Source organism: Candidatus Polarisedimenticolaceae bacterium, from assembly GCA_036275915.1.
In the GTDB taxonomy this organism is placed as follows: domain Bacteria; phylum Acidobacteriota; class Polarisedimenticolia; order Polarisedimenticolales; family DASRJG01; genus DASRJG01.
This window is the reverse complement of the sequence record DASUCV010000004.1, coordinates 538,392-552,813: the sequence shown is the minus strand read 5'-3', so window position 1 is coordinate 552,813 and position 14,422 is coordinate 538,392. Positions and strand designations below refer to the sequence as shown.

Below are 14,422 nucleotides of genomic sequence, written 5' to 3'. Positions count from 1 at the left end.
CGCCGCACAACGGCGGGATGCCCCGGTGTACCGCGCGAGGCTCACGGTCGGGCACGAATGCTCCGTCGGCGCCACGCCTAGCGTTCGTGGTCCGAGTCATGCTCCCTCGCGGTCGGCTGGGCTCACTCCCGCAATGGCGTCGGCGACACGCGTGATCTGATCCGTCACCGTCAGTTCACCGACGAGCCGGATGACCGGGCAATGGAGCGAGGTCAGCCAGCTCTCATGCTTGGCGAGGCTGCGCCCTTCCGCAGGGCCCTCATCGTACTGCGCGGCCCACTCGAGAAACGCCGGGTTCGCTCGACCGAAGAGCGCTTCGTCACGCTCGCGCAGTCGACGAAGGCGGACCGACGTCTCGACGTAGAGGAAGACGACGAGGTCGAGCGACGCCTCGACACCCCATCCCACGACGGAGCCGGCAACGACGCAGCGCTCGTGCGACGCCAACGCATGCTCGAACAGGGCGCGACGAACCTCCGGATCCCGCTTGCGCCGATAGGGCGGATCGGTCGGCAGCCAGAAGTAATCATCGGCCTCGAGCGCGGGAACGCCCCACCGGCGCGCCAAGGCCTCCGCGAGCGTCGACGTTCCCGAGCCCGCCGCTCCCGTGATGAGGACGTACATCACTTTTTCGGGCACGGATTGTCTCGAACGTAGTCACCGAGGCGCCCGGCGTTGCTCATCTCGACGAGCTCGTCGAGCTTCGCGTTTCGTGCCTTCGGCTTCTCCAGGAGAATTCGCGCATACACACGCAGTCCGGCTTCGAGCCCCGCCTGCATGTAGGCGAGGCGGTCCGAGCTCTCATCCGGGTGCTGAAGGTAGAAGTCTCCACTCGAGAGGACGACCTGCCAGAACACGTTCATCAGGAGCTTCGGCTTCGCATCCATCAAGAAACCGATCTGATCGAGACACACTTCGTAGGGAATCGGCTCGAAGTAGACGATCAAAGCGGCGCGGACTTGGTCCGCTTCGTCGCCGAACGGCTGAGCCTCCACGGACTGGACGAGCTTGTGAACCTTGTCCTTGTCCAGCGATCGAATCTCGTGTTCGAGCCTGGCCCGCTCCTCCTTCGACATCGCAGGGGACGGAGTTGTCGAGAGAGCGGTGGCCGCGATCGTCAGGCCGATCGCCAAGAGAACGTGGTGTCGACGATGCATACGGCTCTCCGGCCCCCCAGAGCGCCTTAGAGCAAGTCCATCAAGATCGCCGTCTCCGCGGCGATCGCGGCCTTGATCGTAGGCTCGCGCTCCGGCGCCCACAACGGCGAGTGCACGCCGGGCACCGGCACACCGGACTTGCGCGAAGCCTCCAGCTTCGCCGCGTCGACCGCGCCGACGTGCAGCAGGACGGAACGGACGCCCGCCAGTCCGAATTGCGAGAAGTCCTCTCCGCCCATCTGTGCGGGCATCTCGACCACGCGGTCGGCACCGAGCGCCGCGCGCGCGGCGGCGACCATGCGCTGGGTCAGCTCGGGATCGTTGTAGACGGCGTCGGTGCTGGACTTCGTCTCGATCAGCGGCTCCCTGGGAGCGCCCGCGGCGAGCGCCTCGCCCTTCGCCTGGCGCGCGATGGCCGCGAGCAGGCGCTTGTGGACGGCCGGATCGAGCGAGCGCACGGTGATCTGCAGCTTCACCTCGTCGGGGATGATGTTCGAGGCGGTGCCGCCGTGGATGCTGCCGACCGTGATCACGGCGGGATCAGCCGGGTCGTTCTCGCGCGACACGATGCTCTGCAGGCCGACCACGATGCGCGCGGCGATCAGCACCGGATCGATCGCATTCTGCGGATAGGCGCCGTGGCCGCCCTTCCCGTACACCGTCATCTCGAGGCCGGTCGAGTTCGCGCGGAAGAAGCCGGAATGGAACCCGACCACGCCGGCGGGCAAAGACTGCTCGTCGTGGATGCCCAACGCGTAGTCCGGTTTCGGGAAGCGCGTGAACAGGCCGTCCTTCAGCATCGCGGTCGCGCCCGCGACGATCTCCTCGGCCGGCTGCCCGACCAGCATGAGCGTTCCGTGCCAAAGGTCGCGGTGCTTCGCCATGAGCTCGGCCGTGCCGGCCCACACCGCCATGTGCAGATCGTGCCCGCACGAGTGGGCCAAGGGCACCACGTCGCCGGCGTCGTTCTTCGTCTTGGCCGTGCTCGCGAACGGCAAGCCGGTCTTCTCCTCCATCGGTAACGCGTCGAGCTCGGTGCGCAACATCACCGTCGGGCCGGACCCGTTCTTCAGGATCGCGACGACACCGCTGCCGCCCACGCCGGTCGTGACCTCGTACCCCAACGCCTTGACGCGAGCCGCGAGCGTCGATGCCGTGCGCTGCTCGTGAAACGCCAGCTCCGGGTTGCGGTGCAAGTCCATGTAGAGCTTCTCGATGTCGGGGTAGATCGCATCGACCTGCGCGGCGCCGACGCCACGTTGCGCGGCCGGCGTCTGCGCCGACACGATGGAGACGAGCGCCAGGGCCGCGATCACGAAGCACGGTCTCATGCTCTGTCCTCTCACGTCTTCAGCAGCCTCACGGCTATGGAAACGAGCAGCACCGCGGCGATCAGCAGAACGATACCCCGAGAAACGAGGATCAGAACACGAAGACCCGCGAGCTTCCCTGGACCGCCCCACCGTCCGAGCAGAGCACGCCCTCGGAAGAGCGTTCGTTGCCAGCGCACCATCCGACGATCGACGCTCCTCGATGAGAGCGACTCGCTCCACATACGCTCCCAGAACGACAAGAACTTCCACCACGCAGCGAGCAGCGAGAGGATGCCTATGGTGATCGGGGCCACGACCAACCAGGAGTCGGTCTGAAGGTTCACGACCATCGTTTTGAACGTCCTCTCACAAGGGACTGTCGTAGAGCAAGAGCTCCGTCTCGTCGGGTGCTTCGAAGCGCGTGATCCACTCTCGGATCGCATCGTCAGAAAGCGGCGGATGCTCCCTCGCCCTCGCACGAATGCGTTCGACCAGGACACTCGGCTCGGCCGATACGTAGTGGAGCTCGACGGCCGCGCCCAGGGCACGCGCTCCCAAGCGTAATACCTCGCGCTCCGATCTCGCCCAGGTGCCCCATTCGATGATGACCGTTTGACCGAGGCCGAGCAGCCGCTGAGCCAGGTTCCACTGAAGCGCTTCGATCCGCGCTCGACCGCTTTCGTCATGGAGGCTGATGCCGAGCGCGTCCATCCAATCGTCGGGCGACATGCGGACGGCCTCAAGCCTGGCCTCGAGTGACGATGCGAGCGTCGTCTTCCCGGAGCCGGGCAGGCCGCAAACGATCACGAGCCTTGCCCCTGTTGGACGCGCCACTGTTCCCTCGGACGAGGTGACTCTAAGGGCCGCAAGGCCGCACGTTCAATAGGGATCGTTCACCGCCCGTCATCTCCTTGCGCCGCGCCGATGCCCCGGATTGGGATAACTCGATGAGGGCGCTGTCACTGGCGATCGTAAACGACCACCGTCGTCATCGCGCTGTGTGAAATCGGATCCACGGAGACGATCATGAGCGATGCGCCGTCGCTCGAACGATAGGCGCGGTACGCGAAGACCGGCTTCCCTCGAAAGGAGAACGTCGCATCGAGCAGCGATGGAATCGGTTGCGACAATGAGACCGAATCGATATCAGGGATGCCCGTGACCGGCGCCGGCGAAGCATCTGTCGGCGTTGCAAATTGCGCTGTGAGCTTCCGACCGTCCTGACGGACGCTACGGATAACGCACCGCACCAGCTTGCGATCAATGTCGCACGTGAACGTTTCACTTCGCCGCACGTCCACACCGGTGCCGTAGTGCGTTCGCGAGAGGTTCAGACGCCACTGGCCCACGATCGGCACGGTCGGCGCCGAAACGTTCCCGGGTTGAACGGCCGCCACGGCGACCGCGCCAAGAAGGAGGAGCGGAGCGGCGCTGAAACGTGTCGTCCCTCGATTCATGAAGTCCGCCGTTGCGGCTCCTCGTACAACCCGAATTCATTGCCGACGGGGTCGGCGAAGACTGCGAAGGTGCCCATGCCGGGGCCGATGTCCGTGCGGAATGTCAGCACTCTTCCGCCTGCGGCCTCTATCTGCTCGAGCGACTCTCGGATGTTGTCGACCATGATGTACACCCGAGTTCTTTCATCGGGAGTTCGGTCGCTCCCCTTGACCCACGTGCCGCTCACGCTGCCGTTGTCGTCGAAGGCGAGATTCCCGTCGCCGCGAGGGCGTACCTTCCAGCGGAAGATGCTCTCGTAGAAGGCCGCTGCGTCTTCCGCTCTGTTGGCTGGGATTTCGAGATAGCAGATCTTGCCGTGGGGCATGGGCGTGTCTCCTATCACTCCTTGACATCGTGCGCGGCGCCCCACCCGGCGATGAGGTTTTCCGTGACGAGTGGAGCGCCACCGATTTAGAGCCGCGGGCCGGAACGAATGTGGCTGATCGCCATCGCGATGATCGTACCGTCGACGCGGCAGGGTGCCCTCGCAGACGACTGCCTACTTCTCCATCACGACGTTCCAAGGTCCGTCGGCCTCGACGAAGAAGACGGCGGCTTCCTTGCCCTCGACTTTGGCGACGTGGGCTGCCTTGTTGGTCAAGGCGAAGTAGTCGCCGGGCCCAAGTTTGTAGTCCTTGCCGTTGACGGTGAGCGTCACGGCACCCGAGATCAACGTGACGTAGTGGTCGGTGTCGTGATGGTGCTTCGGTGTCACCAGGCCGGCCGGGTACTTGAGGAAGAAGCGGCTGGGACCCTTGTCCATGTCGCCTGAAACGGGCGCAGCTTGGACCCCGTTCCCCATGTCCTTCCACTTGAGCTCGGACTTCGTCATCACGACCGTCGGGCCTGCGGCGACGGCGGCCAGCGGCACCGCTGCGATGAGCGCCGCCGAAATCGAGATGATCGCTGCGTGCTTGAACGTCACGGGACTCCTCCTTCGAAGTGTCGAGAGCCCGCCTCCGCGTTTTCGCCGAGACCCCCACGGCGATGGCGGACGCGCTCCGTCGACAACGTGGATCTGATCTTACGCGCTCGGTCCGTCCGGTGAGGGAGTGTCCTTGTCCATTCGGCCGGCAGCATGCCGATCCTCACTCCTTGATGTCGTGCGCGGCGCCCCACTCGGCGATGAGGTTGCCGGCGACGAGCGCGCCGCCGCCGATAAAGAGCCACGTGCCGGGACGGCCCAGGCCGATCGCCATCGCGATGATCGTGGTCCAAACGGGCTCGAGCGCGTAGAGGATCGCGGCGCGGACGGGATCGATCGCGCGCTGGTAGAGGTTCATGAGCGTGAGGGCGAGGATCGTCGCGAAGAACACGGCGAAGAGGAGAGGCGTCACGAAGGCGTGGTTGCGCAGGAGCGCCACGAGGTCGCTCGTGCTCGGCGCGCCGGGAACGGCGAGGGCGACCGGCAGTGCCACGATCGCGAACGCCGCTGTTGCGACGAACATCGCGAGTGTGACGGGGAGAGGCGGGAGGGCCTTCGTGATGCGGTCGGTCGCCAGGATGTGGATCGAGAAGATGAAGGCGCAGACAACGGTGAGCCATTCGGCGGGGCCGAAGGCGAGCTGCGGCGGCCCCTGGATGAAGCCGGCGCCGAACGTCGCGAGGCCGACGCCCATGAGGAACGGCGTGTGCGGGCGGGTGCGGTGCATCCACGCCGAGATGAGCGCGGCGACGACGACGTAGAGGCTCGTCAAGAACGCCGAGACGGGAGGCGAGACGCCCTCGAGGCCGAGCATCTGCGCGAGGAACCCGGTGAAGAGGAGGATGCCGAGGATCGCGCCGCCGCGCCACGCGCGGGCGTCGAGGCCGCGGCGCGCGCGCGGCCAGAGCGGGAGGATCGCCGCCGCGATCGCGAAGCGGATCGCGACGTAGAGGCAGACGACGGCAGCGCCTCCGGGCCGGCCCAGCGCCTGGGCGGCCGCGGTGAGGCTCTGCTTCATCCAGACGAAGGTGCCGCCCCAGAGGATCGTGACGATGAGGAGGGCGAATACCGCTTTCGCCCGCTCGCTCACATCGACGCGTCCTGCAGGATCCGCCAGCCCTCCTTCGTCTTCTTGAGGACGAGAAGGGTGAGGCCGGTGGCCTCGGGCTTGTCGGGCCACGTCAGCGTCCACTGCGCGACGACCGACGCTGCGTCGGGGGTCAGCTCACGCACCTCGATGACGTCGAGGCGGAGCTTGCCCATCCCGGCGGGGTCCTTGTACTTGACGCGGTAGCGATCGAGGACCGCCTTCTTGGTCTGCGTCAGGCCGCTCGGTGTGATGAACGCGGCGTCGTCGACGTAGACGCTGCAGAAGCCGTCGAGGTCGCCCTTGGACCATGCCGCCGACTGCGTGTCGAGGAGCTTCTCGATGTCCTTTCGGATCGACGACGGTGGCGGAGCGGGGGCGGGCCTGACCGTACCGGGTGCTGCGAGGAGACCAGCGAGAAGAGCGGCGGCGGTGAGGAGCATGAGAGACACCTCGAGAAGTCGGTAGACTACCGACTCGCAGCTAGACGACGTCCCAGGTCTCTCCGCCGTAGATGAGCGCCTGGAGGTCGCCCTTGCCCTTGCTCGCGACGACGTCGTCGATCTGCCGGTGCATCGCGGCCTCGAGCACGGGGGCGTCGATGTCCCGGAGGACCCCGATCGGCGTCGGGAAAGCCGGCGCCTCCATCTGGGAGAGCATGAACGCGTAGGCGGCGGGTGCCTTGACGTCGTGGACGACGAGGTCCTTCTCGGTGACGCCGTTCCCGAGCGTGACGACCTCGGGGGTGAAGCCGTTCATCCGGATGCCCCGGTCCTTCGCCTTGCCGAAGATCAGCGGCTCGCCGTGCTTCAGGTGGACGACGTTGTCGTCGCGAAGCTCCTTCTCGCGGTATTGCTCGAAGGCGAGGTCGTTGAAGATGTTGCAATTCTGGAAGATCTCGATGAACGCGGTGCCCTTGTGCTTGGCGGCGGCGTGGAGCACTTCCTTCAGGTGCGGGGCGTAGACGTCCACGCTGCGCGCGACGAACGACGCGCGGGAGCCGATCGCGACGGAGATCGGGTTGAACGGGCGATCGACGGAGCCGAACGGCGTCGACTTCGTCTTCTTGCCGACTTCCGAGGTCGGAGAGTACTGGCCCTTCGTCAACCCGTAGATACGGTTGTTGAAGAGCATGACCTTGACGTCCACGTTGCGGCGCATGAGGTGGATGATGTGGTTCCCGCCGATCGAGAGCGCGTCGCCGTCGCCGGTCGCGATCCACACCGAGAGGTCCGGGTTCGCGATCTTGACGCCGGTCGCGACCGCCGGCGCGCGGCCGTGGATCGTGTGGAAGCCGAACGTGTTCATGTAGTACGGGAATCGCGAAGAGCAGCCGATCCCCGAGACGACGACGAACTTCTCTTTCGGGATCCCCAGCTCGGGAAAGACCGACTGCACCGACGCAAGGATGGCGTAGTCGCCGCAGCCGGGGCACCAGCGGACTTCCTGGTCGCTCGAGAAGTCTTTCTTGGTGAGAAGGACGCCGCCGCTCATGCCCGCACCCCTTCCTTCGCCGGAGCCAGATCCTGGATCTTCGCCAGGATCTCGCTCTCCTTGAAGGGTTGTCCCTGCACCTTGTTGAGCTGCACGACGTCGCGCAGGAACTTCGCGCGGATGAGCATCGCGAGCTGCCCGAGGTTCATCTCGGGGAGGAGGATCGTGTCGTAGCGGGCGAGAACCTCGCCGAGGTCCGCCGGCATCGGGTTCAGGTAGCGGAGGTGGAGGTGCCCGACGCGGCGCCCTTCGGCGCGGCCTCTTCGCACCGCGCCCGTGATCGCGCCGAAGGTCGAGCCCCAGCCGAGGACGAGCAGGCCGTCGGGATCGCCTTCGACGTTGCAGGGCGGGATCTCGTTCGCGACGCGCGCCACCTTGTCGGCCCTGAGGTGGACCATCGCCTCGTGGTTCGCCGGCTCGTAGGAGATGTTGCCGGTGCCGTTCGACTTCTCGATGCCGCCGATGCGGTGCTCGAGCCCCGGCGTTCCGGGAACCGCCCAAGGGCGCGCGAGCGTCTCCGGGTCGCGCGCGTAGGGGAGGAACCCGGTGGCCTCGGTGTGGAGGCGCACGTCGATCGCCGGCAGCGCGTCGATCTTCGGAAGCTTCCACGGCTCCGCCCCGTTCGCGATGTAGCCGTCCGAGAGCAGGATGACCGGGGTCATGTGCTTCATGGCGAGGCGCACGGCCTCGTAGGCGACGTCGAAGCAATCGGACGACGAGCGTGCGGCGATCACGATGCACGGCGCCTCGGACGGGCGGCCGAACATCGCCTGGAGGAGATCGGCCTGCTCGGTCTTCGTCGGGAGGCCGGTCGAGGGGCCGCCGCGCTGGATGTCGACGATGACGAGCGGCAGCTCGACCATGATGGCGAGCCCGATGAACTCCATCTTGAGCGCCATCCCCGGGCCGGAGGTCGTCGTGAGGCCGATGTCGCCGGCGAACGCGGCGCCGAGCGCGGAGCCGATCGCCGCGATCTCGTCCTCGGCCTGGAAGGTGACGATGCCGAAGTTCTTGTAGTTCGACATCTCGTGGAGGATGTCGGAAGCGGGGGTGATCGGGTACGAGCCGAGGAACATCGGACGCCCGGCCTTCTGCGCCGCGGCGACGAAGCCGAGGCAGAGGGCCTGGTTCCCCGAGATGTTCCGGTAGGTGCCCGGCTCGAGCTTCGCCTTCGGGACTTCGTAGGTGACCTGGAAGATCTCGGTCGCCTCGCAGTACGCATAGCCGCCCTTGAGCGCGAGCTTGTTCGCCTCGACCAGCTCCGGCTTCTTCCCGAACTTCTGCTCGATCCAGTGCATCGAGACGTCCATCGGCCGGTGGTACAGGTAGTACATCATCCCGAGCGCGAAGAAGTTGCGGCACTTGTCCTGGATCCGCTGCGGGAGCCCGGTCTCCTTCAAGGCCGCGCGGGTCAGCTTCGTGATGTCGACCTCATGAACCTGGAACGCGGCGAGCGAGCCGTCGGTGAGCGGGCTCTTCGCGTAGCCGGCCTTCGTGAGGTCGCTGTCGCGGAACGAGTCGGTGTTGACGATGAGGATGCCGCCCGGCCTCAGGTCTTTGACATTGGCCTTGAGCGCCGCGGGGTTCATCGCGACGAGGACGTCCGGCGCGTCCCCCGGGGTGAAGATGTCCTCGGAGGAGAAGTTGACCTGGAACCCCGAGACGCCGGCGAGCGTGCCCGCGGGGGCGCGGATCTCGGCGGGGTAGTCGGGGAAGGTGGCGAGGTCGTTGCCGATCGCCGCCGCCGTCGCCGTGAACTGAGTGCCGGTGAGTTGCATCCCGTCGCCGGAGTCGCCGGCGAAGCGGATGACGACGCGGCTCAGCGTCTCGACCGGTTCCTTCTGTCTCGTGGTGCTCGTCGTGTCCATGCGCGCCTTTCGGAGCGGGCCGGGACGGCCCGATCGCCAGTCATTATGGCGAATGCCGGAGGGCGCTTCAATGAGGGCGCAGGCTAGGTCTCGGACTGGATCGGCCCCATTTTCCTGAGGATCCAAGCCAGCCGGCCGCGCACGGAGTCGGCGTCCGGCGCCTGCGGGACGAGGGCGAGGTAGCTCTCGAGGTCCGCCACGGCGGCGTCGGGCCGTCCCAAATGCGCGAGGAGGAGGCCGCGATCGCGGATCTCCTTCGCGTCGCCCGGCGCCACGATGAGGAGCCGCTCGACGACCCCCAAGGCGGCGTTGTAGTCGCCCTGTGCCAAGTGGATCCGCTTCAGGTTCATGAGGAGGCGCGAGAGCATCGCGCGCGGGGAGGCGACGTCGAGCGAGTCCTTCCGGAAGAGCGAGGCGCGCCCGGTCGTACGGACGACGAGCTCCTTGCAGTCTTCGATCGTGATGACGTGGCCGCCGTGGAACGGGTCGACGTAGAGCTTCCGGCCCTGCTCTTCGACGCGGACGATGAAATGCCCCGGGAGGCCGATCCCACAGGCGTCGAGGCCGGCGCCGCGTGCGACCTCGATCGTGAGGATCGAGAGCGAGAGCGGGATGCCGAGCTTCCGGTCGAGGACGTCGTCGAGATACGAGTTCCGCGGGTCGTCGTACTGGTCGACGTTCCCCTTGAGGCCGATCTCGTCGAAGAGGAGCGAACGCACCGCTTCGAGACGCGCGAAGGGGTTCGTGTGCTCGGCGACGCGCTCGCGTGCTTCACCCGCGATCGTCATGACGCGCCCGACCTGCGTGAGCACGTCCATCCCCGAATGCTCCTCCGCCGCGACGAGGAGCGTGGCCTCGAGGAGCGGGAGCGGCCCCGGGCTTCCCAGGATCGTCGCGAGGCGCGCCCGGGCCGCGGCCGCATGCGCCGTCAGACGCGCATCTTGAGGCGCGCCCAGGTCCTCCCTGGAAGGTGGCCGCGACGACTGCGGCGACAACGCACGATCCATCGGTTTCCCGCTCACGCCAGCCCCTCCTCCGCGACCCGCGCGCTTGGCACGGGTTGAAGGATCGTACGACGATGACAGTACTCGTGGCGGGCAATCTCGGCCTGGGTCAAATCATCGCGGATCGACGCGTAAAGCTGCGCGGCCTCCGAGAAGCTCCGGCGCTGCCAAGCCCCCTCGGCCCTCCGCCTGACCAGCTTGACCCTCGCCTCCTTGACCAATCTCTCCGATTCCCGGCGCCACTGCTCGAGGACCTGCGATTGGTGCGCCTCCAGGCTGGCCCACTGCGAGAAATCGCCGGAGAGGAGGTCGGCGCAGAAGCGCTCGAGGAGCTCCGCCTGCCTGTCGATCTCTTCGTGGGCCTCTTCCGGTCCCCACGGATAGCGAGGGAGGAAGAGGATCGACGGATCCTGCGCGCCGACGATGAACGAGAGGCGCACGGCGCGTCCCGTCTCCGCCGGACGGAGGGAGACGACGATCGACCCCCAGTCGAGCTCGACGACGACGTCGCAGTGCCGCGCCTTCGCGACGAACGCGTAGTCGTCGTCGCGCGTCAGCTTGAAGCCGTAGGGTTCCAAGAGGTACGCGAACGCGGAAGGAACGCGCTCGTGGAACACATCCAGCACCGTAGGAATCGTCATCGTCTGTTGTCGCCGCCCTGACCCTGAGGAACCGTCAAATTACGGTGGGAAATGCGCGAAGTCCATGAGTTCCACGCGCTTCTACGCGACCGGTTTTCGTCGTCGATCTTCGTGAAATGCCGACGAGGCCGCGCATCACGACAGTGCTGCGGCGACGCTCGTGCTTGTCGGCGTTACGGTCAGTCGGCGGGAACGAAACGCATCGTCGAGACCGCGGCCGCGTCGACCGCGGCGCGCGTGAACGGGAGCGGGAAATCCTCGTTCGTGCTCCACGCGTCGAGCTGGTCGTGCGCGTGCCGGTCGAAGAGCTGGCCCGACTGCCCCAGCGGGAGCACGAGCCGGCTCTGGTCGAGATCGCCGAGATCGACGATGAGGCGCGCGGAGGGGATGTGTCTCACGTCGAACCGGTCCGAGCGGAGCGAGAAGCCGGCGACGTCGAGCGTGTTCCACTCGCCGGGAAGCGCGACCGGCCCGAAGGCGAGGCGGCGCGCGACGGCGCCCGGCAACTCGCCCGCGAAGAGATGGGGGTAGCTCAACCGATGAGCCGCCCCGAAGCTCCAGCGGTCGGGGGAGCTCCCCTCGCTCTTCTCGATCGAGGCGAGCGCCGAGGCGAGCGCTTTCGAGAGGCGCGCGTCGCGCTTCTCGCCGTCCCAGTAAGTATCCGGCGCCTCGCCGGTCACGAGGCGGTCGAGGAGCGACCACGAGGCCGCCGGCGCCGCCTTCGCGATCTCGCGGCGCAGCTCGCCGAGGAACGCGTAGAAAAGGTGGGAAGGTCCCGTCGTGTCGGCGTGGCGGTCCCAGTGCTGAAGGATCGTCACGGCCCGCCGGGCCCCCGGGTCGGCGAAGGTGTCGCGTGCGAGGGCCGCGACGATGCGCGCCGCGTAGGGGGAGTAGACGTCGGCCTGCATCGCGCGCATGTCGGCGACCTTCGCTCGTGTGAGCGCCTGGGCGAGCTGGCGCGCGCGGCCAGCGCGATCGCTCGTCGCGTAGAGGCCGGGGTAGGGGAGCGGCCGGCCCGCGACGCTCCAGTCGTCGTTCGCGGTGACGACGAACCCTTCCTTCGGGTCGGCGACAGCGGGGAGCCGGTCGAACGGGATGCGTCCTTCCCAGCCGTAGGCTCCCGTCCACGCGGGGACGGGGAATCGTCCGGAGCCCGCGATGCGGGCCGGGACCGCTCCCGCGACGTGGACGCCGACGTGCCCCTCGGTGTCCGCCCAGCAGACGTTGAGCGCGGGGCCGCCGTAGCGCGAGAACGCGCCGAGGAGCGCGGTGCCGGTCTTCGCCCGCGCCGCGTCGAGGAACGCGCGGATGCCGTTGGTCTCGCCGTCGGGCGCGAACCGCCGCGCGAGGCCGTAGCCGCCATCGAGCCGCTCGACGATCGGCCCATTCGCGGTGCGCGCGACCTCGAGGACGACGTCGCCCGAGCCCTTGACGTGGATCGTCTCCTTGCGGGTCAGGGCCGCGGCGCCGTCCAGCTTCTCGAGGAAGAGGTCGCCGTCGTCGGCCTGGTTCATCGTGATCGACCATGCGACGCGCGCGGTGTGGCCGATGAGGATCGCCGGCGCGCCCGCGAGCGTCAGCCCCGCGACGTCGAGCCCGTCCGCGCTCGTCAGATGCGCCGCGTACCACACCCCCGGCCGCTCGGCATCGAGATGCGGATCGCCGGCGAGTAGCGGCTTCTTGGAAGCGGTCCTCTCGCCGGAGAGCGCCCACGCGTTGCTTCCGGCGGGGGAAGAAGAGGGGACAGCTTCCGAAACTCGTACTTCAGAGTTTCGGAAGCTGTCCCCTCTGAGAAGCTCCGCGATTTCTGGCGCGACCTCCGTCGTCCCACCCTCAGAGGCGTCGTACTGCTTCACCGCGGCGAGCCCGCGCGCACGGGCGTCGTCGAACAGCTCCTGCTCGCGCGACGCGGCGATCGAGAGGTCGTCGAACATGAGGCGCTGGAAGGAGAGCGAGTCGAGCGGGGTCCACGGCTCGGGGTGGAGGTGGAGCACCTCCAGCTCGAGGGGGAGCGGGTGGTCGGCCAGGTAGGCGTTGACGCCGTCGGCGTACGCCTGGAGGATCGCGCGGTCGTCGTCCGGTGCCACGTCCCAGTCGTGCTCGGCCATCGAAGCGAAGCCGAGCGTGCGCGCCCGCTTGTCCATCTCGAGCGCGGCCGTCCCGAAGACTTCGGAGAGGCGTCCCGCCGCGGCGCGGCGCCGCAGCTCCATCTGGAAGAGCCGGTCGGCGGCGTGGACCCACCCGAGGGTGCGCCACGCGTCGATCTCGAGGACCGAGCGGACGTGGGGGATCCCCTGGCGATCGTAGGTGGCCTCGACCGGCGTCGCGAGGCCGCCGATCGTCGCCGTCCCTCGCCGCGTCGGCAGCGGCCAGAGAAGGACCGCGAGCCCCGCGAGGCCGGCGAGAACGAGCGCGATCGCCGCCAGGGCGGCGATCCGTGCGATCACTTCGCGGTCGGATCGGCCTTCGGGCCGACGGCGAGGATCTTCTCGACGAGGCCGGGCTCGGCGGGGAGCTGCCCGACCTTCGGAAGGCGCGGGACGAGGAGCATCCACGCGGGATTCATCCGGAACGCCTTCGCGAAGAGCGGCATCGCCTCGTTCGTGCGCTTGTTGGTGACCAGCGTCACCGCGGTCCAGAAGACGAACTCGTCGTTGTCGGGGACCATCCGCTGCGCGCCGCTGTACTCGCGGAGCGCCTCGTCCATCTTGTCGACGGCGACCGCCTCGTCGCCGCGGTTCATCATCTCGTACGCGCGGTGGAGGGTGAGGAGGCGCCTCATCTCGACCAAGGGCTGCGGGTGGTCCTCGATCCGGAGGTCGACGAGACGGTCGGTCCACGGCTTGTCGCTCGCCTTCGCGCGGACGACGAGGATCGCCGCCGACTGCTTGCCGCGGATGTCGCCGCCGACTCCCTGCGCCGCCTCGAGCGCGGCGAGCATCCGCTCGGCGAGCGGCCCCTCGGCCTTCTCGAACGCGGCGGCCATCGCGTCGGGGACCTCGTTCGTGAGCATGAGGTTCGCCTGGGTCGCGTAGCCGTCGCCGACGTGGCTCCCGGCTCCGGGGATGCACTTCGCCCCGGTGTGCGACGCCGAGCGCCCGGAGGCGTCGACGATCCCCACCTGCCGCACGTCGCTCTGCTTGTCCTCGACGAGGAGCTTCGCCAGGGCGTCCTTCGGCGACGCGCCCTGCTTGAGGAGGGCGAGCCCCTTCGGCCCGTACGCCGGCTCGACGAACGACTGCGTGGCCACCGCGCCGACGCCCGCTTCGGCCCACGTGACGACCGAGCCGACCGAGAACCAGTGGCTCTGCACGGCGACGCCGAGGTCGCCGGTCTTGGGATCGCGCGCCACGATCGAGAAGGTGGCGACCGGCATCGACGGCTTCGCGACGGCAGGCATCGCGGCGAGGAGAGCGGCGGCGAGGATCGGCATCGC

Annotated in this window: 16 protein-coding genes; all 16 read right to left on the bottom strand. The window is 67.8% G+C overall.

Translation table 11 applies throughout. The annotated features are described in order from the left end of the window. Nucleotides 1-96 precede the first annotated feature (96 nt). Nucleotides 97-639 carry an AAA family ATPase gene (locus VFV19_04740; protein HEX4823592.1) on the bottom strand — a complete coding sequence of 181 codons (543 nt, stop codon included), beginning with the start codon at nt 637-639 and terminating at the stop codon, nt 97-99. Next, a complete protein-coding gene (locus VFV19_04735; GenBank protein ID HEX4823591.1) occupies nt 624-1,157 on the bottom strand; it encodes a hypothetical protein in 534 nt (177 codons plus the stop codon). Before VFV19_04735 ends, VFV19_04740 begins: the two co-directional genes overlap by 16 nt. 26 nt (nt 1,158-1,183) lie before the next feature. Then, entirely contained in the window at nt 1,184-2,488 is a 1,305-nt protein-coding gene (locus VFV19_04730) for an amidohydrolase (protein HEX4823590.1), read from the bottom strand. A gap of 11 nt (nt 2,489-2,499) precedes the next feature. Further along, entirely contained in the window at nt 2,500-2,820 is a 321-nt protein-coding gene (locus tag VFV19_04725) for a hypothetical protein (protein ID HEX4823589.1), read from the bottom strand. Between the two features lie 16 nt (nt 2,821-2,836). Next, nucleotides 2,837-3,277 (bottom strand): ATP-binding protein, encoded by a 441-nt coding sequence (locus VFV19_04720; GenBank protein HEX4823588.1) that lies wholly within the window; start codon nt 3,275-3,277, stop codon nt 2,837-2,839. Between the two features lie 152 nt (nt 3,278-3,429). After that, nucleotides 3,430-3,927, bottom strand: coding sequence for a hypothetical protein (locus tag VFV19_04715; protein HEX4823587.1), 498 nt, complete (start codon nt 3,925-3,927; stop codon nt 3,430-3,432). Continuing rightward, complete coding sequence (locus VFV19_04710; GenBank protein ID HEX4823586.1) at nt 3,924-4,292, bottom strand: VOC family protein; 369 nt, start codon at nt 4,290-4,292, stop codon at nt 3,924-3,926. Before VFV19_04710 ends, VFV19_04715 begins: the two co-directional genes overlap by 4 nt. Before the next feature lie 174 nt (nt 4,293-4,466). Further along, nucleotides 4,467-4,892 carry a cupin domain-containing protein gene (locus VFV19_04705; protein ID HEX4823585.1) on the bottom strand — a complete coding sequence of 142 codons (426 nt, stop codon included), beginning with the start codon at nt 4,890-4,892 and terminating at the stop codon, nt 4,467-4,469. Between the two features lie 163 nt (nt 4,893-5,055). Continuing rightward, complete coding sequence (locus VFV19_04700; GenBank protein HEX4823584.1) at nt 5,056-5,982, bottom strand: DMT family transporter; 927 nt, start codon at nt 5,980-5,982, stop codon at nt 5,056-5,058. Then, the gene (locus VFV19_04695) at nt 5,979-6,422 is read right to left on the bottom strand and encodes an SgcJ/EcaC family oxidoreductase (GenBank protein ID HEX4823583.1); all 444 of its coding nucleotides are present in this window, start codon (nt 6,420-6,422) and stop codon (nt 5,979-5,981) included. The genes VFV19_04700 and VFV19_04695 overlap by 4 nt, the downstream gene beginning before the upstream one ends. 40 nt (nt 6,423-6,462) lie before the next feature. Further along, nucleotides 6,463-7,473 carry a 2-oxoacid:ferredoxin oxidoreductase subunit beta gene (locus VFV19_04690; GenBank protein ID HEX4823582.1) on the bottom strand — a complete coding sequence of 337 codons (1,011 nt, stop codon included), beginning with the start codon at nt 7,471-7,473 and terminating at the stop codon, nt 6,463-6,465. Then, a complete protein-coding gene (locus VFV19_04685; protein HEX4823581.1) occupies nt 7,470-9,341 on the bottom strand; it encodes a 2-oxoacid:acceptor oxidoreductase subunit alpha in 1,872 nt (623 codons plus the stop codon). Before VFV19_04685 ends, VFV19_04690 begins: the two co-directional genes overlap by 4 nt. A gap of 83 nt (nt 9,342-9,424) precedes the next feature. After that, on the bottom strand, nt 9,425-10,363 hold the full coding sequence (locus VFV19_04680; GenBank protein ID HEX4823580.1) for a tetratricopeptide repeat protein: 939 nt from the start codon (nt 10,361-10,363) through the stop codon (nt 9,425-9,427). Beyond that, nucleotides 10,360-10,986 carry a hypothetical protein gene (locus tag VFV19_04675; protein HEX4823579.1) on the bottom strand — a complete coding sequence of 209 codons (627 nt, stop codon included), beginning with the start codon at nt 10,984-10,986 and terminating at the stop codon, nt 10,360-10,362. Before VFV19_04675 ends, VFV19_04680 begins: the two co-directional genes overlap by 4 nt. A 179-nt stretch (nt 10,987-11,165) precedes the next feature. Further along, entirely contained in the window at nt 11,166-13,433 is a 2,268-nt protein-coding gene (locus VFV19_04670; protein HEX4823578.1) for a penicillin acylase family protein, read from the bottom strand. Next, nucleotides 13,430-14,419 (bottom strand): DUF1028 domain-containing protein, encoded by a 990-nt coding sequence (locus tag VFV19_04665; protein HEX4823577.1) that lies wholly within the window; start codon nt 14,417-14,419, stop codon nt 13,430-13,432. The genes VFV19_04670 and VFV19_04665 overlap by 4 nt, the downstream gene beginning before the upstream one ends. Nucleotides 14,420-14,422: the final 3 nt, after the last annotated feature.

Bases quoted from the DNA above. Each gene is read 5' to 3' on its own strand.
- VFV19_04735 (HEX4823591.1), bottom strand. From the start codon at position 1,157: ATGCATCGTCGACACCACGTTCTCTTGGCGATCGGCCTGACGATCGCG.
- VFV19_04730 (HEX4823590.1), bottom strand. From the start codon at position 2,488: ATGAGACCGTGCTTCGTGATCGCGGCCCTGGCGCTCGTCTCCATCGTG.
- VFV19_04725 (HEX4823589.1), bottom strand. From the start codon at position 2,820: ATGGTCGTGAACCTTCAGACCGACTCCTGGTTGGTCGTGGCCCCGATC.
- VFV19_04715 (HEX4823587.1), bottom strand. From the start codon at position 3,927: ATGAATCGAGGGACGACACGTTTCAGCGCCGCTCCGCTCCTCCTTCTT.
- VFV19_04710 (HEX4823586.1), bottom strand. From the start codon at position 4,292: ATGCCCCACGGCAAGATCTGCTATCTCGAAATCCCAGCCAACAGAGCG.
- VFV19_04695 (HEX4823583.1), bottom strand. From the start codon at position 6,422: ATGCTCCTCACCGCCGCCGCTCTTCTCGCTGGTCTCCTCGCAGCACCC.
- VFV19_04690 (HEX4823582.1), bottom strand. From the start codon at position 7,473: ATGAGCGGCGGCGTCCTTCTCACCAAGAAAGACTTCTCGAGCGACCAG.
- VFV19_04685 (HEX4823581.1), bottom strand. From the start codon at position 9,341: ATGGACACGACGAGCACCACGAGACAGAAGGAACCGGTCGAGACGCTG.
- VFV19_04675 (HEX4823579.1), bottom strand. From the start codon at position 10,986: ATGACGATTCCTACGGTGCTGGATGTGTTCCACGAGCGCGTTCCTTCC.
- VFV19_04665 (HEX4823577.1), bottom strand. From the start codon at position 14,419: ATGCCGATCCTCGCCGCCGCTCTCCTCGCCGCGATGCCTGCCGTCGCG.